Origin of the sequence: Streptomyces flavusporus (assembly GCF_046267975.1) — a bacterium.
GTDB lineage: Bacteria > Actinomycetota > Actinomycetes > Streptomycetales > Streptomycetaceae > Streptomyces > Streptomyces flavusporus.
Genome location: NZ_CP176503.1, coordinates 1,100,835 through 1,117,310 on the forward strand (window position 1 = coordinate 1,100,835; position 16,476 = coordinate 1,117,310).

General features: G+C 69.6%; 17 protein-coding genes and 1 pseudogene. 11 read left to right on the plus strand and 7 right to left on the minus strand.

Features of this window, described 5'->3' with window-relative positions; translation table 11 throughout:
* The first annotated feature begins 144 nt into the window (after positions 1-144).
* Positions 145-1,773, plus strand: coding sequence for an IS200/IS605 family accessory protein TnpB-related protein (locus ACKTSN_RS05580; RefSeq protein ID WP_409474748.1), 1,629 nt, complete (start codon positions 145-147; stop codon positions 1,771-1,773).
* A 57-nt stretch (positions 1,774-1,830) separates the two neighbouring features.
* Positions 1,831-2,124, plus strand: coding sequence for an SCO4225 family membrane protein (locus tag ACKTSN_RS05585; RefSeq protein WP_409468052.1), 294 nt, complete (start codon positions 1,831-1,833; stop codon positions 2,122-2,124).
* Between the two features lie 23 nt (positions 2,125-2,147).
* Here the strand turns inward: ACKTSN_RS05585 and ACKTSN_RS05590 are convergent, their stop codons facing one another.
* Entirely contained in the window at positions 2,148-2,579 is a 432-nt protein-coding gene (locus ACKTSN_RS05590) for a tetratricopeptide repeat protein (protein WP_409468053.1), read from the minus strand.
* Between the two features lie 424 nt (positions 2,580-3,003).
* Here ACKTSN_RS05590 and ACKTSN_RS05595 point away from each other — a divergent pair, with 424 nt between their 5' ends.
* Complete coding sequence (locus ACKTSN_RS05595) at positions 3,004-3,684, plus strand: hypothetical protein (protein ID WP_409468054.1); 681 nt, start codon at positions 3,004-3,006, stop codon at positions 3,682-3,684.
* A 346-nt stretch (positions 3,685-4,030) separates the two neighbouring features.
* Here the strand turns inward: ACKTSN_RS05595 and ACKTSN_RS05600 are convergent.
* A pseudogene (locus ACKTSN_RS05600) lies at positions 4,031-4,501 on the minus strand (5-deoxy-glucuronate isomerase); the annotation flags it as partial.
* Here ACKTSN_RS05600 and ACKTSN_RS05605 point away from each other — a divergent pair.
* From ACKTSN_RS05605 to ACKTSN_RS05625, 4 genes are all read left to right on the plus strand, one after another.
* Positions 4,405-6,396, plus strand: coding sequence for a hypothetical protein (locus ACKTSN_RS05605; RefSeq protein WP_409468055.1), 1,992 nt, complete (start codon positions 4,405-4,407; stop codon positions 6,394-6,396). The pseudogene ACKTSN_RS05600 and the gene ACKTSN_RS05605 overlap by 97 nt on opposite strands.
* Positions 6,387-7,913, plus strand: coding sequence for an ABC transporter substrate-binding protein (locus ACKTSN_RS05610; RefSeq protein ID WP_409468056.1), 1,527 nt, complete (start codon positions 6,387-6,389; stop codon positions 7,911-7,913). The genes ACKTSN_RS05605 and ACKTSN_RS05610 overlap by 10 nt, the downstream gene beginning before the upstream one ends.
* Positions 7,914-8,118: 205 nt before the next feature.
* A protein-coding gene (locus ACKTSN_RS47525) for an IS630 family transposase (protein WP_431197146.1) occupies positions 8,119-9,197 on the plus strand; the annotation gives its coding sequence in 2 pieces (ribosomal slippage) (positions 8,119-8,620 and positions 8,620-9,197; 1,080 coding nt in all).
* Positions 9,198-9,270: 73 nt separating this feature from the next.
* Positions 9,271-9,696, plus strand: coding sequence for a hypothetical protein (locus ACKTSN_RS05625; RefSeq protein WP_409468057.1), 426 nt, complete (start codon positions 9,271-9,273; stop codon positions 9,694-9,696).
* 457 nt (positions 9,697-10,153) lie between these two features.
* On the opposite strand, the gene ACKTSN_RS05630 is transcribed toward ACKTSN_RS05625, so the two are convergent.
* Both ACKTSN_RS05630 and ACKTSN_RS05635 read right to left on the minus strand, forming a co-directional pair.
* The gene (locus tag ACKTSN_RS05630) at positions 10,154-11,047 is read right to left on the minus strand and encodes a hypothetical protein (RefSeq protein ID WP_409468058.1); all 894 of its coding nucleotides are present in this window, start codon (positions 11,045-11,047) and stop codon (positions 10,154-10,156) included.
* An 80-nt stretch (positions 11,048-11,127) separates the two neighbouring features.
* Complete coding sequence (locus tag ACKTSN_RS05635; protein ID WP_409468059.1) at positions 11,128-11,421, minus strand: hypothetical protein; 294 nt, start codon at positions 11,419-11,421, stop codon at positions 11,128-11,130.
* On the opposite strand from ACKTSN_RS05635, the gene ACKTSN_RS05640 reads away from it, so the two are divergent.
* Positions 11,420-11,950, plus strand: coding sequence for a S8 family serine peptidase (locus ACKTSN_RS05640; RefSeq protein ID WP_409468060.1), 531 nt, complete (start codon positions 11,420-11,422; stop codon positions 11,948-11,950). The genes ACKTSN_RS05635 and ACKTSN_RS05640 overlap by 2 nt on opposite strands.
* Positions 11,951-12,462: 512 nt before the next feature.
* Positions 12,463-13,470, plus strand: coding sequence for an IS110 family transposase (locus tag ACKTSN_RS05645; RefSeq protein WP_409468061.1), 1,008 nt, complete (start codon positions 12,463-12,465; stop codon positions 13,468-13,470).
* Between the two features lie 413 nt (positions 13,471-13,883).
* Here the strand turns inward: ACKTSN_RS05645 and ACKTSN_RS05650 are convergent, their stop codons facing one another.
* Together ACKTSN_RS05650 and ACKTSN_RS05655 are read right to left on the minus strand one after the other, a co-directional pair.
* The gene (locus ACKTSN_RS05650; RefSeq protein WP_409468062.1) at positions 13,884-14,642 is read right to left on the minus strand and encodes a hypothetical protein; all 759 of its coding nucleotides are present in this window, start codon (positions 14,640-14,642) and stop codon (positions 13,884-13,886) included.
* On the minus strand, positions 14,635-15,441 hold the full coding sequence (locus ACKTSN_RS05655) for a tyrosine-type recombinase/integrase (RefSeq protein WP_409468063.1): 807 nt from the start codon (positions 15,439-15,441) through the stop codon (positions 14,635-14,637). Before ACKTSN_RS05655 ends, ACKTSN_RS05650 begins: the two co-directional genes overlap by 8 nt.
* A gap of 95 nt (positions 15,442-15,536) precedes the next feature.
* On the opposite strand from ACKTSN_RS05655, the gene ACKTSN_RS05660 reads away from it, so the two are divergent.
* Positions 15,537-15,680, plus strand: coding sequence for a zinc finger domain-containing protein (locus ACKTSN_RS05660; protein WP_409468064.1), 144 nt, complete (start codon positions 15,537-15,539; stop codon positions 15,678-15,680).
* Between the two features lie 2 nt (positions 15,681-15,682).
* Here ACKTSN_RS05660 and ACKTSN_RS05665 read toward each other — a convergent pair whose 3' ends face one another.
* Positions 15,683-16,144: an Lrp/AsnC family transcriptional regulator gene (locus tag ACKTSN_RS05665; protein ID WP_409468065.1), complete on the minus strand. Its 462-nt coding sequence runs from the start codon at positions 16,142-16,144 to the stop codon at positions 15,683-15,685.
* 86 nt (positions 16,145-16,230) lie between these two features.
* Between ACKTSN_RS05665 and ACKTSN_RS05670 the strand changes: the two genes are divergently transcribed.
* A complete protein-coding gene (locus tag ACKTSN_RS05670; protein ID WP_409468066.1) occupies positions 16,231-16,353 on the plus strand; it encodes a hypothetical protein in 123 nt (40 codons plus the stop codon).
* Positions 16,354-16,476: the final 123 nt, after the last annotated feature.

A 16,476-nucleotide genomic window follows, 5' to 3' on the forward strand; every position in this document is an offset into this window, starting at 1 on the left:
TGTTCTGGTGTGGATGAGTGAGTGCCCGGCAGCAGCGGCCCGCTTCGGGGAACTTGTGTCTGTCGATCGAATACGTGACCTTTCCGGATGGTGGTCGTCGAGCGGGGTGACGGACTGCGTTGTTCCTGGCTGGGGGTGATCGGGGTGGGTGAGCTGCGGGAGGTGGCCGCTCCGTTCGTGGCGCCCGGCCCGTCCGGTGTCGCCATCCGCACCCGCCTCAAGGGCCTCACTCCGGAGGAGGACAAGGTGCTGCGGGCCGTGGGCGCGCACCTCGGCGCGCTCGCCTCGAGGGATCTCAAGCGGCGCTGCATGGACGGTCTGGAGCACTCCACGGACACGTGGGCCGAGCGCAAGCGTGCCCTGACCGAGGAGTCCTCCTCCCGCTGGGCCGGATCGATCACCAAGGCCACCCACGACCAGTGGGCGCTGTCCCGGCGTGCGCAACTCGCCCACATCCAAGGACTGGAAGCGGGCATCGAGACGATCGAGCACCGGCTGTCCCTGCCGGTCGGCGAGAAGGGCACGAAGCGTGCTCCGGGCGGGTACCGCACCCGGCAAGAGTGGTTCGCCAAGACCAGGCGTCTGCACGTGCTTGCCGACCGGCTGACCGCTGAGCGGGCCGACCGCGAAGCCGGACGCGTCCGCGTCGTGCGGGGCGGCAAGAAGCAGGCCCGGGGCCGTCACCGTCTCGAAGCCGCCCAGCTCACCGAAGCCGAGTGGCGGCAGCGGTGGGAAGCGTCGCGCTGGTTCTTGCAGGCGGACGGCGAGAGCGGGAAGAGGTTCGGGAACGAGACGATCCGCGTCACCCCCGACGGCGAAGTCTCCATCAAGCTTCCCGCTCCGCTCGCCCACCTGGCCAATAGCAGGCACGGCCGGTACGTCCTCACCCAGACTGTGGTCTTCCGCTACCGGGGCGAGGAGTGGGCCGACCGTGTATCGGCGAACCGGGCCGTGGCCTACCGCATCCACCTGGACGTGGAGCGCGGGCGCTGGTACCTGACCGCCTCGTGGACGATCCCTCCGGCTCTGACCGTTCCCCTGTCCGGGGCGAGGCGCGGCGGCCTGATCGGCGTGGACACCAACGCCGACCACCTCGCGGCCTGGCGGCTGGACGAGCACGGCAACCCGTGCGGCGAACCCCGCAGGTTCTCCTTCGACCTCGAAGGCCCCGCCTCTTACCGGGACGCCCAGGTACGGCACGCCCTGATCCGCCTGCTGCACTGGGCCGCCCGGCACGGACTGAACATCGCGATCGAAGACCTCGACTTCGGCGCGGAGAAGACCCGCGAGAAGCACGGCAGACGAAAGCGGTTCCGCAAGCTCATCAGCGGCATGCCCGTCTCCAAGCTACGGGCGCGGCTGGTCAGCATGGCGGCTGAGCTGGGGATCACCATCGTCGCGGTCGATCCCGCCTACACCTCCCAGTGGGGCGCGCAGCACTGGCAGAAGCCCCTCACCAGCACGAAGCGGGCCACCACGCGGCACGACGCCGCGAGTGCGGCCATCGGAAGGCGCGCCCTCGGGCACCGTATCCGGCGACGGACGACACCGCCCCGCACCCACCAGAGCGATGGGTGTGGGCATCGGACCGCCCAGGCCGGACACGGCACCCGACGGCGTGAGGAAAGCCGCCCCCGCCTCCCCGGACCACGGACACGATCCGATGGCGCTGGGTGCGGAGTGAAAACGGCCGACCAGCGTGCCCAGCACCGTTCGGGGCACGCGGCTGAGCATGGGTTCTGGCAACAGGACTCACTCCCGCTCAGCCTTTAGGAACGGTACTTCTGGGATATGGAGACCGCAGTAGTCCCTGACCAGGAGGAGGCCTCCATGCACTGGCCCCGTCGGTCGGCCGCCCTGCACACCCGAGGAGACACCGCCCTGATCGTGGCCGGTGGCTACGCCGCGCTCGTCGTCGGCGTCGCCGCCTGGCTGGAGACCCTGGTTCTGGTGGGCGATCCGGGCCTGGGCGGGGTGTGGCTCATCCTCGTGACCCTGCCCGTGTCCGTCCCGCTGATCCTGATACCGGCCCCGCCGGAGGCGTACGGCGTGCTGCTGGCCGCCGGCGGCCTGGCGCAGGCGTGGCTACTGTGGCGCCTGCTGCGCGGCCGGCGCGTGCGCTGACGGCGCAGCAGGCGATCCGCCGCTCAGTCGTCGTCCGGGAACTCGCCCGAGAACGCGGCGGCCATGCGCAGCCAGGGCCCCGCCTCCTCATGCCGCCCCTGACGTTCCAGGGTGCGGCCCAGCATCAGGTGGGCGTAGTGCTCCACCGGGTCACGGTCGATGACCTTGCGCAACTGCTCCTCGGCGGCCTGCAGTTGGGCCGAGTGGTAGTAGGCGCGAGCCAGCAGCAGCCTGGGGCCGGTCTGCTCCGGGGCCTCCTCGACGACGACGGCGAGCAGCTTCGCGGCGCCGATGTAGTCCTTGGCCTCGAAGAGCAGCTGGGCCCGCTCCCAGCGCTCGACGGTGGTCTCCTCGTGCGGGACCCCGGCGCCGTTGTCGAACAGGTGCAGGGCGCTTGCCCAGCGGTCGGGCGCGACGCCGCCGTTCGCCCGGTAGTCGTTGAAGTTCTCGGTCATCAGGACTCCTTTCCTGGCCTGCCGCGTGCTCGGCGTCGCGGGCGGCGTGCAGGTCCTCGCAACACGCTGCGGAACGTCCCTATTCCGCGGACGGAGGTCAGCGGGGTCGGGAGGAGGCCTCCCAGTCCTGTCGGGACCCGGGCGATGTCCGATCGCGGCCCCAGCTTCTCCGCGTATTGGGCGCCGGTGAGATGGTCGCCCGCCAGACCGATGGTGCTGCCGATGAACTGCTCGCCGCCCTTGAGGATGGCGTGAGCCGTCCGGCCGATGTCCGCCCATCCGCCCCGGACAGGAGCACAAGGCGACCCACCACTTCGGCCTGGTCAACTGGTGGCTGGACGACGTACCCGAGACGGTCTTCGCCCTCGGCGGCCTCCGCTTCTACGGCGACACGGGCGCGGGGCGGCCGCCGGGCGAGCGGCCCTTGCTCGGCCGTGACGCCGCGGCCGAGGACCCGTTCGGCTTCGGCATGGCCACGGACCCGCATCTGCGCGCCCTCTACCTCGACGCCGAGCACGTGGACGGATATCTGCGCGACCGCGACGTCTTCGACCCGGGCATCACCACCGAGGACACCCTGAACGTCCTGGTCGGCTACCAGGGCGACGTGTCCATGTCGTACGCGCTGACCGCGCACAGCCCATGGGAGGGCTACCGGGTGTGCGTCAACGGCTCGGAGGGCCGGGCCGAACTGGAGATCGTCGAGCGGGCCCATGTCACGGCGGACGACACGGCCCGCCATCTGCACTCCAAGCACGCACCCGTACGCCCGGCGGCCGACCCGAGCGCCACGCCCGAAGCCGCCGGGCCCGGCGCCGGCGAGGGCGGCACGGTCCGGGCCAACGGCACCCGCCTGGTGGTGCAGCGGCACTGGGAGGAGGCCCAGGAGGTCGAGGTCAAGGAGGGCGAGGGCGGCCACGGCGGCGGCGACGCACTCCTTCTCCACGACGTCTTCGTCGGCTCCGGCGACGACCCTCTGCGCCGCCGCGCAGGCTCACCAGTTGGATCAGCCAACCGTAGTGATGCTGTGGCAGAGTGTGACGCGCACGCTCGGCGCCCAGGCGACGTCGGGCACCCTCCCCGGTCAGGTGTTGCACCTGCCTGACCGGCCAGCGTCCGGAGGGACGTGCCACGCGGGCCGACGGCTTTGCCCATCGGTACCAGGGCACGAAGGCGATTGGCGGCATGGAGCGGTTTTCCGCGCTCTGATCCTGTGCAACCCATGGGATCGCCAAGCCAATCAGAGACGCTACCCGGACGGACTCCGCAGCGTCGCGGTCGGCATCGGCATCGGCATCGGCATCGGCATCAACCGCAGCCTGGCCACAGGCGCTCCGGTGCACCTGACGGACCTGGGACTGCGACTGTCCTGAGCTCCGTGGAGGCCGGGGCGCGCAGCCGCGTGCCCCGGCCTCGCCGACGGTCTCGCACTGGATGTCGTAGCGCGGGATGAGGACCTGTGCGGTGCGGGCGGAGGGCAGGGCGAACCGTCCGCCGGCCTCGCTGCTGATATGCGCCCGGGCGTCCCGCGGGAGGTGGGCGAAGTGGGTGACCGCGCCTGACGCTCCGCTCGGTCCGGCCAGTTGGAAGGAGTCGCCCGCGACGGTCACCGTTGCCGATCCCGTGAGCGGCAGGACCAGGAACTCGCTGTCGCCGGTGGCCTGTCGGTTCCAGAACAGACAGTCCTCGGAGCTGCGAGCCCTGACGGTCCGTCCACCGTTCCCAGCACCGCCTGTCACGCCTCGAAGACCCTCCCCAACTCGCTGGTAGTGACACTCTCTTGGTGCGACACTGCTGTTCGCGCCAGGTGACGGGGGTGACAGGGATGGCGGAGGAGATACCGGGTGGCTTCCGGGGCCGACGGCCGGTGCTGCGGTTCCTGGCGGACGCGCTGCACACCCCGCCCGGCAGTCCGCCGCCACGTCCGCTGCTGATGCTGCTCGGGCCGCGTGGCACGGGCGCCAGTCAGATGCACGAGTCGGCCCTGGAGTACTTCCAGACGGTGTGCCCGGTGGCGTACCTCAACTTCGAACCGCGCGCGGGCGGCGGCCAGCTGTCCATGCGCGAGGTGCTCGCCGCGCTGGCGCACCAGCTGCAGTCGGGAAAGCCGCTGGACCCGGTTGCCTTCCCACGGCTCACCATCGGGCTGCTCGCCACCGAACACCGCTGGGACCCACCGACCCGCGACGGCGCCCGGCGACTCGCCCGGGTCGGCATCACCCGGCGGCTGCGCCACCAGATGCCCTCCCGCACGCGCGACATCGTCGGCTCACTCAGCCGTACCGCGATGCAGGTGACGAGCGCCTTCGAGGTGCCCGGGCCGTTCTCGGTGCTCGCCGCCGTGTCCGAGCACATCCAGGTGTCGCCGGGACGCCAACTGAGCCTGCTGCAGGAGCGCCGCGGACGGCAGTGGTACGCCGGCCGGCTGGCCGGACTGACCGACCCGGACGACGCGCTGGTCGAACTGAACGCCTGGTGGCACCAGGAGACGGCAGACCACCGAGCACGGGTGGAGCGCCTGCTCCTCGAGGCGTTCGTCCACGATCTTCGGGCGCACGCACGAGGGCCACTGCACAACAAGTCGATGCTGGTGCTCCTCGACAACTGCCAGGAGCCGATGGGCCTGGATTTCGTCCGCGCCTGGGCCAGGGTGCGCGAGGCGCTGCCGGAGGACGGTCACGGCAACGACCCGGCGGTGGTCGCCGGCAGTCTGCACAAGTGGCCCGCCGCCTGGGGGCCCAGTCGCGACGGCGGGCCGGGCGAAGGGGTACGGGTGGTCGGGTCGGATGCGGCCTCGCTCGCGGACTGGCTGAACCACCGGTCGGCGGACGGCGGCGCCGGGTCCTGGTGGTACGCCGTACGGTTGCGCAATCTGACCCGGGACGACGTCGCCGCCCTCGCCGCGCTCGGGCGTCCGCGCTGGACCCAGGAGGCGGACTGGGCGCACCGGCTCACCGGCGGTCTGCCCTGGGCGGTCGCCCAGCTCGCGCAGGCACTGCCGGACAGCGAGCGGCCGGTGTCCCCCCGATCGCTGCGGATGCTGCCCGAGGTGGCGGTGGAGCGCGGTGCGCCGCGGCTGGTGGATCTCGCGCTCGGCCGGCTCCTGGCCGACTTCACCGAGCAGGAGGTGCACACGCTGGAGAAGTGGGCCGCCGCACACGCGGTGGACGAGGCCCCGCAGGTAGTCTCGGAGCCGTCCGGGCCGGTGCCGCGTCCGCTGGTCACCCGCCTCCTCGACCGCTGGCTGGTGTACCACGGCGCTTCGGGTGAGCTGCGGTTCCTGCCGTGGCTGCGGCGGCTGCTGCTGTGGCGCCTGGCCGCGGACGAGGAGCGCTGGCGGCGAGTGCACGCCGCGTTCCACGCGCACGCCGAGCGGCTTCAGCGCCCCGCCGACGTGCTGTACCACCGGCTCGCCCTGGGCGAACCGGCTGCGGTGGCCGACACCCTGACCGCCCTGCTCACCGGGGATCAGGCACTGCCGCGCCGGGAGTGGGTGGCACTGCTGCAGCGGGTGTGCGCGGCACCGAACCGGCTGGAGCGGTTCCCCGAGCCGGAGCACCATCTGGCCCGGCTCGCCACACTGGGTGCCGCCGGCACCGACGAACTGCGGCGCACGGTCTGCGGGCTGGTGGCGGCCGGCTGGCTGTGGGCCGACCCGCTCACCGATCCGCGCGGGCGCATGCTGCCCGAACTCGCGGAGCGCTTCAGCCGGCTCGCGGCGTTGCTCGACCGCGACACGTTGCCGCTGTACGAAGAGGCGGCCCGGTTCCGTGACTGGGTGCCGCCGCAGACCCAGGAGGGGGTGACGTGGTGGTGACTCCACGTCAGGGGACGTATCCGAGCAGACCGCGCTGGACGAGACGACGCCTGTACCGCATACTCGGCTGGGCCGCCGTCGCTCTGGTTGTGGCCGCCCTGGTCACGGTCGGCCTGGTCTGGTGGCTGAGCCCGGAACGGCACTGCACCGAGGGCGTGGAGCAGCGCGGCACCCCGGCCGAGTGCGTCGGCGTCCCGGACTCCGGCACCTTCGCCTTCACCGACGATCTGCGCGACGTCACCGCCCGTATCGCCACGGAGAACGCGAACATCACCGCGGAGGACGACAAGACGCCGTACGTCGAGGTGGCGTATCTGACGACGCTCACGGTCCGCGACGACGACTCCAATTCCGCCGAATCCGTACGCCATGAGCTCCAGGGCGCCTACCTCGCGCAGGTGCGGCACAACGCCGCCTACTCCCCCAAGATCAAGCTGATTCTCGCCAACCCTGGCAGCCGCTCCCGGCACTGGCAGTTCACCGTCGAGAAACTGAAGGCGCGCACCGGTGGTGACCACCCGCTGGTCGCGGTGGCCGGGATCGGGCCGTCCACCGAGGAGAACAAGGCCGCCGCGCGCGCTCTCTCGGACGCCGGGCTGGCCCTGGCCGCGTCCACCGCGACCGCCACCGACATGGTCGCCGAGCGCCTCGTGCGGGTCGCCCCGCCGAATTCCGCACAGGCCCGCGCCGCCGCCTCCTACCTGCACGATGAGGGGTACGACACCGCGGCCCTGGTCGTCGACAAGGCTTCAGGCAACCTTTACGCACGCACCCTTGCCGAGGAATTCGCCCACGTATACCCCCGGGGCACCAGGTCCCGGCTGGCCGAACGCCGCTACGTCTACGACTCCTCCCAGGAGAGCTGGGGCAACCAGATGCACTTCCTGGCCGAGGCACTGTGCGACGAGCGCCCCGACGTGGTCTTCTTCGCCGGGCGCGGCAAACAGCTCGGCCGCTTCCTCACCGAGCTCGCCGACCGTACCTGCCGGGGCGAGCAGGACGACGCCTGGCAGAACGTCACGGTCATGACCGGCGACGACACCAGCAACCTCTCCAGCGCGCAGCTTGCCGAGTCCGCCGACAAGGGCGTCCGCCTGCTGTTCACCGGCCTCGCCCACCCCCGCATGTGGGACGACCGCGACGACATCCCCGACCCCGCCCGCGAGTTCGCCCCCGGCGGCCGCATGGCCGAGTGGTTCCCGTCCGACACCCACGACGACGGCCAGGCCATGGTCGCCCACGACTCCGTCGCCGTCATCGGCAAAGCCCTGCAGATGGCACGCGGCGAGAACGGCTCCGGCAACCCCCGCCCGGACGGCAAGGCTGTCGCCGCCATGTTCCAGGTCATGATCTCCCAGAAGGCCCACGGCGCCGGCGGCTATCTCTCCTTCACCGAGAAGGGCACCGTGGTCGACCACGGCATCCCCATCCTCGAACTGGTCCGCCGTGAGGGAACGTCCGGCGGCAACGAAGATCAGCTACAGGGGACGGCACGGCTGCGGAAGGTGGTGTGGTGACGGCGGGCCCAGGGCTTCACCATCCCCGTAGCCGGACACACCGTCGCTTCGCACGCCGCCGGGCGCGGATGAGATGTCGTACGCCTGCCGAAGCCCGAGGGCTGGCGCACCGTGCATCAGCTACGCGTTACTGACTTCGGCTCGTCAGGGTGAACTTTCCCGAAGTCCCTGATGGGCCTGGGGTAGTGGCTGTATTCCGTGGTGTGTGAGGTATGCGGATGGGGGCGGGCTGACTGCTGCGGGACGGCTGCGCCGGGAGACGGTACGGATGCAGGCGGCCGAGCTGTTCGACCAGGACATCAAGCCGCCCGAGGTGGCACGGCGCCTGCGGGTGAGCCCGAAGTCGGCCTACCAGTGGCATCAGTTGTGGCGGGACGGCGGCGTGCAGGCGCTGGCATCCCGCGGCCCGAGTGGATCGCGATGCCGGCTGTCCCCGCGCTGTCTGGAGAAACTGGCCGCATACCTCGATGAAGGACCCGCCGCGCACGGATGGGTGGAGGACCAGGTGTGGACCGCCGCCCGGGTAGCCACGCTGATCGGCAGGAAGTTCCACGTCTCCTACAGCGTCTCGGGAGCCACGAGGCTGATGCACCGGCTCGGCTTCAGCCCGCAGGTCCCCGCGCGGCGGGTCGCCGAACGCGACGAGCAGGCCGTGACCCTGTGGAAGGAGGCGACCTGGGCCGAGGTAAAAGAGCCCGGGCGGCCTGCGGGGGCTACATCTGCTTCGAGGACGAGGCAGGCTTCACGCGACAGCCGCCCAAAGGACGCACCTGGGGCCGACGCGGCCACACCCCGCAGGTGACGGTGAGCGGTCGACGCTCAGGTCGCCTGTCGGTGGCCGGGCTGATCGCCATGCGGCCCGGCTCCCGCACCCGGCTGTGCCACCGCCTGCGCACCCACCCCTCGGGCAAGGGCAAGCGCCGCAGCATGGGCGAGCGCGACTTCATCGCACTGGTCGACGGCGTCCACCAGCTCGTCAAGGCGCCGATCGTGCTGGTCTGGGACCGGCTCAACACCCACGTCTCCCACGCCATGCGTGAGTTGATTGCCGAGCGTGACTGGCTGACGGTTTTCCTGCTGCCCGCTTACTCGCCGGACCTGAACCCCGTCGAGTGGGTATGGGCGCACGTCAAGCGCAGTCTGGCCAACCTCGCCGTGGTCGCTCTCGACCGGCTCGAAGCTCTCGTACGCAACCGGCTCAAACGCCTCCAGTACCGCCCCGAAACCCTCGACGGCTTCATAGCGGGCACCGGCCTGACCCTCGACGACCCAGCCTCACCTTGACGAGCCGAAGTCAGTATCGGCGCCCCGACCGGCCATCCCCGTACTCCACGCACACAAGGGCGTCGAAGTTTGGGTGCCCGCTCACTCCCTCGACGAGGACGAGCTGCCCGGCGCGCGCGTGCTCACACCGAACGAGTTCGTCGATCGTGATCATCACCCCATCATCTGCCCGGTCGCCGAGGAGCACCCCAGCCCCACGCTCGTACGGGCCGACGGCAGCGTCCGCACCGTCGGCCGCCCCGCCGAACTCGCGGCCGGCGCACTCACGCTGACACGCGTCCGCGAGCTGCTGAGCCGGCACGTCGAGCAGCGCCGCAAGGATGGCGACGAGCGGCTCCACATCGTCGACGGCACAACACTGTTCGGCCCCGAGGACCTCTCCGGACCGGTCGGCGTGGCTGCGACCACCACGCCCCCGGACGCACGAAAGGCCGCCCTCTCAATCATGAGAGAACGGCCTCCGACCTGCCGAAAGCAGAGTCGGGACGACAGGATTTGAACCTGCGACCCCTTGACCCCCAGTTGGGTGCTCTATGAGCGGCGTGCGACGGGTCGTTCTTCGAGGTCAGTGTCCAGCGTACTCGTTCGAGTAAAGGAGTCTGTGAATTCAGGCCTCCGTCCGACAGCCTCGTCGCCTCGCACACCGCCTTCCGCTGACCGAGGGGCGCAATGAACTCTCGTGCTTCCATCGTCGCGCTTCAGCCGAGAGCCAGCAAGTCACCGCATGCGCAGCCGTTGGCACTTGGTCCTGCACGAACGAACGGCCGCGGCTCGTTTAGCCCTGGGCATTCAGTGAAGTCGGGCGACCTCCCGGATCCGTTCATCGGCCAGCGATCACACCATGCGCGGCATCCCCAGCCGCCGGGCGCGCCGGCCGCTCATCTCCCTGTCCCACCTTGCGGCGCAGGGACGAGCTCCCGAAGCCGTCGGCTCTCCGAAGCAGGTCGCCACAGTCCTCATTGGGCGGGCCGCAGGTGTTCTTGATCGAGGACCAACAGCTCGATCCCTCTCGCCTCGCATGCGGCCCGGGCAGCATTTCGGATGTCCTCGGGGATGGGGTGGACCGAGGCCATGAGGTGGGTGTCCACGCCGAGACGGGCGCTGGTGTCAACGTCATGCTCGATCTGCGCGGCGTCGAAGTCACGGGGGCTGGTCTTGATTTCACCGGCGACGACATTGCCTTGCCAGATGCCGTAGATGTCTGCCTCGCGCTTCACGTCACCGTCGAAGTAGAGGTTGATGCCGGGAAGGAAATGTGAGGTGGGGTGCTGTTCGAGGAGCGCCGCGATGGCCATCAGGTGAGGCAGTATGCCCAGGTCTGCGGCCTGGTCGATGAAGGTGTTCAGCCGGTACATCATGACGGGACCGGTATCGGTGCTGGTGTAGATGGCGGCGGCTCCGCAGCCCGGGCAGGTTGCTGCACCGGTCGTGTCTGGCAGCGACACGAATGTCTTCTGCCCGCAGCGTGCGCAGTTGGATTCCAGTCCTCGCTCTGCCCACTCCATCGAGCACAACTGCTCGAGCGCGGTCGCGGCATGGTTGCCCGGGAGCTGTTTGGCGGAGCGGTAGGTGCGGCGGGCCCGGCCGCCCCAGGCTTGGGCGATTTCCAGGAGAGCGGCTTCGTCGCTGCCATCAGCCTGTGCCTTTTTGAGCTGCTTGGCCAGTTCCTTCGACCGCTTGGTGTAGAGGCCGGTGATCACCTCGTACACGCCGGGGCGACGCAGGATCTGCGGGTCGTGCTGCGCCAGGATGCCCTGTCCGATCCGCCCCTTGTCAGACAGCTCGAAGCGTTCCGTTGTATCAGCAAGAACCCGGTGGCAAGCCTGGGTAAGGGACGGGATCAGCAGCATGAATCGATAGGTCTCCTCTGCCCGGGTTTTGAGCTGGATGCTGTCGCCGTGCCAGGTCGCGTTCTCATGGACGAGAGACGCTACGCAGCGACGCCTGGGAAGTCCGTCGAAGGGGCGTCCGAAGAAGTGCAGAAGCGTACCGCCGGGGCCGTAGAACCGAACGGGGAGGCGAAGTGCACGGTGCTGCCTGTATCGAAGACGTGAATGTCCATTTGGGCGGTCAGGCCGTAGTCACGATCGAAGATCACGAACTGTCGGACGTTCAGGTTGATCTGGTAGGTGAACGACGCCTGCCGTAGCGCGGGAGGAGGGAAGGTAAGTCCCACTCTGACTTCGTCTGTGTGCTGCAGGCCCAGAAGGCGCGCGATCAGCATGAGTATCGGCGGCGTCGACTCCCCGGGGGTCGACCCCATGGAGAAAGCGGCGAACGGCCTGTCGGCCTCCACCGGTGCGCTGTTCGTCATGGCTGCGGGCAACGAGGGCCCGGGCCCCGAGACCGTCGACTCGCCCGGCGCCGCCTCCGCGGCGCTCACCGTGGCCGCCGTGGACTCCCGGGACCGGCTCGCCGACTTCTCCAGCCGCGGCCCGGACGCGAGCCACGAGCTGAAGCCCGACATCTCCGCCCCCGGCGTGGACATCGTCGGAGCGAAGGCAGCACACGGCGTCCAGGGCGACGCGGTCTCCACCCCCGGTTACGTGCGCATGAGCGGTACGTCGATGGCGACCCCGCACGTCTCCGGTGCCGCCGCGATCCTCGCGCAGGAGCACCCGGACTGGTCGGGACAGCGCATCAAGGCCGCGCTGATGGGCTCGACGGTCCCGCTGAACGGCTCGTACTCCCCGTTCTGCTCCAGCCAAAGTCGATCCGAATTCGGCAGTCGCCATTCGCAACTCTCAGGATGAGCCCCCCAGCCTTCCAGAGAACTGCCATTTACTGCATAGCCACTTCGACCCGGATTCGACCCCACGCGTTCATGCGCCCCTGACGCACCCGCCTGACCTGCACAAACAGCAACGTGAGGCAGTCAGAGGCTGTACTCGTGGTAGGAGCCGGTCGGCTGGCTGGGCAGGGAGTGCCTTCCCGGTTCCGCAAGACCCTACCGTCCTCCTTTGAACTCGAGCAGGAGCTGACTGCTGTCGGCCTGGCTCGTCATCACTCTGCGTCGACCCTGGCAGCCAGGGGCCGGTGCACTTGCGTCTTCGAGTGTCGGCGACGGCTGAAAACTGGACCAGTAGCGACGCCAAAGGGTCACGATTCAGGCGCCGCCGACACGGGGGCGGCTTTGCAAGGTCGAGGTCTTAGTAACTCCTTAGCAGCTGCTGACCTGACCCTATGAGGGCCGGGCCCCCTTCCCTGCTCAGCCGGGCGGTGCCTACCGTCCGGGTATGGAACGGGCTCGGGAAGGAGGCCCTCGATGTCTGTCTACGTCGGTATCGACGTGCATCGCAAGCGGTCGCAGATCGCCGTGGTGAACCACGGTGGTGCAGTGCAGGTCAACCGGAATGTGCCGAATGGGGTCAAGACGGTGCTGTCGGTGATCGGGGATCTGCCGATCGGGGCACCAGTCGCGTTCGAGGCCGCCTACGGCTGGGGCTGGCTGGTGGAGCTGCTGGAGGATTACGGCTTTGAGCCGCACCTGGTGCATCCACTGCGGTGCAAGGCGATCGCCTCCGCACGACTGAAGAACGACAAGGTCGACGCCGCGACCCTGGCCCAGCTGCTGCGGGCCGACCTTCTCCCGGAGGCGTGGATCGCCCCGCTGGACGTGCGGCAGCAGCGGGCCCTGCTGCGGCACCGCTGCCAGCTGGTGCGGCTGCGGACCCTGCTGCGCAACCGGGTCCACGCCGTCCTGGCGGACCACGGCTGCGACCGGCCGGGCGGCTACTTCACCGCCCCGGGCCGGGCCTGGCTGGAGGGCCTGGACCTGCCGGACGCCTCCCGCCGCGTGGTCGAGGACCTGCTGGTCCTGATGGACGCCCTCAAAGAGCCGATCGACGTGCTCGACCGGCAGCTGCTCGCGCAGGCGCGGGGTGATCCGCGCATCAGGGTGCTCACCCAGCTGCCGGGGGTCGGCACGCTCACCGCCCTGGTCATCGTGGCCGAGGTCGGGGACATCACGCGCTTTCCCTCCGCGCGCAAGCTCACCGCTTGGGCCGGGCTGACGCCCACCGTCCGCGGGTCGGACCTGACCGTGCGGCACGGGCACATCTCCAAACAGGGTTCGGACTGGCTTCGGTGGATCTTGTGCGAGGCCGCGCAGACTGCGAAGCGGTCGCCGGAATTCGCCGCCGCCTACCAGCGCCTTGCCCACCGCCGCGGCAAGAAGATCGCCACCACCGCCATCGCCCGCCGCCTGCTGGCTCGCGCCTACCACCTGCTGCGCGCGGTCCAGGACCAATGCGGCCAGCCGGGGGTCCGATGAAAGCAGCCGACAACCGCCACCGGCGGTCGCAGACCCCGGGTGAGCTCGTAAAACAGCATGAGACGGCCCGTCGGCCGCGCTCGATGACCTGACTGAGCAGCCCGGATCCCCGCACCACGGTCATGACGCCGGCCTGTGCGGCCAGACGTCGAATGGGTGGATGTGAGACCACTCCGCCGACCAGCCAGCATCGGGGATGCCAACGGCCATATCCGCGAACGTCCATGACGTTTCCTCGGCCTCCATTGTTGACCGCCTGTCGGCGTACGAGGAAGAGCCGCGAGGACAACGCCCCGGCAACCAACCGAAAGCCGCGGGCGGGGGTCGTCTACGCCCCTTGACAGGCCCGGCCCTCATGGGTGCGGCTTTAGGTCCGCTCCGGGAGGAGGTCGCCATGGCTGCCCCGCGTCACATCAGGCGTGGCTTGCCGTCCCGCAGCCAGGCACGGTTCGCAGCACCGGCTTGTCCTCCGGCGCATCGGCAGTGCGGAGGATGGCGACCAAGGAGCGGGAGCGCGCGGCTCCGATGTGGAGGCGCTTACGGAGGGTCTCCGCCGAGATCGGCCGCCGGTGGATCTGCCAGTGCAGGGCATCCTCTGCCCGGGCGCGTGCGAGGAGTTCATCGCCGTCGTCACCCAGGGCGGCAATCTGCTCCGACTGTATGCGGTGCAGTCGCCTTCCGCTGCGGCCAAGCCGATCCTCTGACGCTGTCGGTGCCTCCGCAGTGCCGGCGCAGATACCGCTGATGGCCTGCAGCAGCCGGGGCCGACCTCGGCCCGGCCGATCAGGAGCAGGGGACCGACCTCGTCGAAGGCCGCCCGCCCGTACGCGCCGACGAGCAGCGGCTCGGTGACGTTGAGGGCCAGTGTCAGCAGACTGGGTCAGGAGCAGCAGCCTGCGGGCAGGACGCAGGGCCGCCGCGGGGGCCCCGGACAGGGCGAGGTAGCGGATCGCCAGGAGCAGCGCCACCACCGACAGGTCAACGGCCGGTGCGACGAGCGGGGCCACCCCGCCGGACACGCCCAGCCGCAGGGCCAACGTCCACACGTTGCCGAAGCCGAAGAGGAAGGCAAGACCGACCACCGTCCCCGTGATCGTGGTAACGGCGCGGAAGACAAGCTGCTGCCCGTGCAGCGCCTCCCCTCGCACAGGCAGGGCACCGGGCTCAGACATGATCGCCGACTCCGATCCGCTGGTGGGTCTCCTGGGCCCGTTCCGCTGCGGCGCTGGCCCCGTAGCGGCGGGGCATCTCCTCCGACGTCCAGCCCAGCAGCAGCATCAGATCCCCGGTGTCGCCGCCTGCGCGCTTCCACTCATGGGCGAAGGTGTGCCGCCACCGGTGCGCGTGCAGCTTCACCAGCCCGGCCGCAAGGCCCCGACGCTTGAGCATGATCTTGATGCCGTTGGGTGCCAGCCGCCTGATCCCCCGCTCGGCCAGCCACAGGTCCGGTAGATGAGCCGCCTTGTGCCTGGCCCTCGCTCGCAGGTAGCGGCTGACGGCCCGGGCGGTCTTCGGCCCGAACCGCACCCGCCGGTCCCTGCTGCCCTTGCCGTGGTAGTGCACCGATTCGGTGGTCAGGTCGATGTCGTCGAGCAGGAGGTTGCCGACTTCCGACAATCGCGCCCCCGTGTTGCAGTACAAGCGGATGATCGCCTCGTCCCGCAGCTGGGCGAACTCCCTGCCTTTGCAGGTGCCGAGGACCTTCGAGGTCTCCTCGTCGCGGATGACCGGGACCAGCTTCTGCGGCAGCTTCGGCTGCCGCACCCGCTCCATCGGCGACCGGTCGATCTCCCCCTCGTCCAGCATCAGCCACTTGAAGAACTGCTGCAGCCCCTTGTGCTTGTTCAGCGCCGTCGACGCCGACCGCGTCTCGATCACCCACGCCTGGAACGCCTCCACGTGCGCCCGCGTGACCTCCACCGGATCCCCGGCCGCCGCGCCGGCGTCCGGATCCGGCGAGTCCCCCAACATGCCTTAGCGACGAGACCTCTTCGTCCCGAAGCAACTTGGGTGGGCACTTGACCTTGGGCTGGTGCCCTTCTCACCCGCTGTGATGGTCCAGAGACGTGCATGGTTGTCTGCCGCTGTCTGTCGGCGTTGTCGCGGAGTTTCCCGACCCGCACTGCCCACGCTGCGGCACCCCCCTGCGCCGGTGCCGCCTGGCAGGCCGGACCACCATGTGGTGCCCGCGGTGCCAGCCCGGTCCTTAGCGTCAGCTGCCGTCAGCCTTGATCTTCTTCATGGTGAGGTGGGACTGGAGGCGAAGAACCGCGGGCAGGCCGCTGAGCTTCTCGGTAAGGAAGGCCTCGTAGGCGGCGTGGTCGGCGACGGCGACGCGGACGAAATAGTCGGGGCGGCCGTACATACGACGGAACTCGACGACCTCTTCGTACGAGGCCACGGTGTGCTCGAACTCCTCCACCGTTTTGCGGTCCTGGGCGTAGATCTCCACATCGATCAGCACTTCCAGCCCGCGCCCCACGGCCTCGGGATCGATGACGGCCCGGTAGCCGGCGATGACGCCGGCCTCCTCCAGACGCTTGACCCGACGCAGACAGGGCGGCGGGGTCAGGCCGACCCGCTTGGCCAGTTCCACGTTGGTCAGCCGCCCGTCCTGACGCAGGTGAAACAAAATTTCCCGATCCAGGGCATCCAGGCTGACTTCATTGCTCATGTCGAGATCATATGGGCACAATCGACAACCATGTAAGGCGAGATTCTTCCCAAAATGTCCACATGTGAATAAGCCCCGCCGGCGTCATGGTGATCCTGGTCGTCTACTGCCTGCGCGACCTGGCCCTCACCGAGCCAAGCGCCATCGCCCCGCTGGCTGCCCTGGCCGTCACCATCGGCCTGCACCTGTGGCGGCGCAAGCCCTCCTGAGCATCCTCGGCGGCACCCCGTCCATGTACTCCTGGCGAGTACGGCGTTCGCTCACTGAGCGCGTCAGGCTCGACAAGGGCATGACACTGATTCCGCCCATATGGGCACGCAGTACTGTAAATC

Excerpts from the sequence above, each read along its gene's own strand:
- ACKTSN_RS05655 (WP_409468063.1), bottom strand. The coding sequence starts at position 15,441 with ATGTTGGGGGACTCGCCGGATCCGGACGCCGGCGCGGCGGCCGGGGAT.
- ACKTSN_RS05650 (WP_409468062.1), bottom strand. The coding sequence starts at position 14,642 with ATGTCTGAGCCCGGTGCCCTGCCTGTGCGAGGGGAGGCGCTGCACGGG.
- ACKTSN_RS05635 (WP_409468059.1), bottom strand. The coding sequence starts at position 11,421 with ATGCTGATCGCGCGCCTTCTGGGCCTGCAGCACACAGACGAAGTCAGA.
- ACKTSN_RS05585 (WP_409468052.1), top strand. The coding sequence starts at position 1,831 with ATGCACTGGCCCCGTCGGTCGGCCGCCCTGCACACCCGAGGAGACACC.
- ACKTSN_RS05645 (WP_409468061.1), top strand. The coding sequence starts at position 12,463 with ATGTCTGTCTACGTCGGTATCGACGTGCATCGCAAGCGGTCGCAGATC.
- ACKTSN_RS05670 (WP_409468066.1), top strand. The coding sequence starts at position 16,231 with ATGGTGATCCTGGTCGTCTACTGCCTGCGCGACCTGGCCCTCACCGAG.
- ACKTSN_RS05640 (WP_409468060.1), top strand. The coding sequence starts at position 11,420 with ATGAGTATCGGCGGCGTCGACTCCCCGGGGGTCGACCCCATGGAGAAA.
- ACKTSN_RS05605 (WP_409468055.1), top strand. The coding sequence starts at position 4,405 with ATGGCGGAGGAGATACCGGGTGGCTTCCGGGGCCGACGGCCGGTGCTG.
- ACKTSN_RS05630 (WP_409468058.1), bottom strand. The coding sequence starts at position 11,047 with ATGCTGCTGATCCCGTCCCTTACCCAGGCTTGCCACCGGGTTCTTGCT.
- ACKTSN_RS05590 (WP_409468053.1), bottom strand. The coding sequence starts at position 2,579 with ATGACCGAGAACTTCAACGACTACCGGGCGAACGGCGGCGTCGCGCCC.
- ACKTSN_RS05665 (WP_409468065.1), bottom strand. The coding sequence starts at position 16,144 with ATGAGCAATGAAGTCAGCCTGGATGCCCTGGATCGGGAAATTTTGTTT.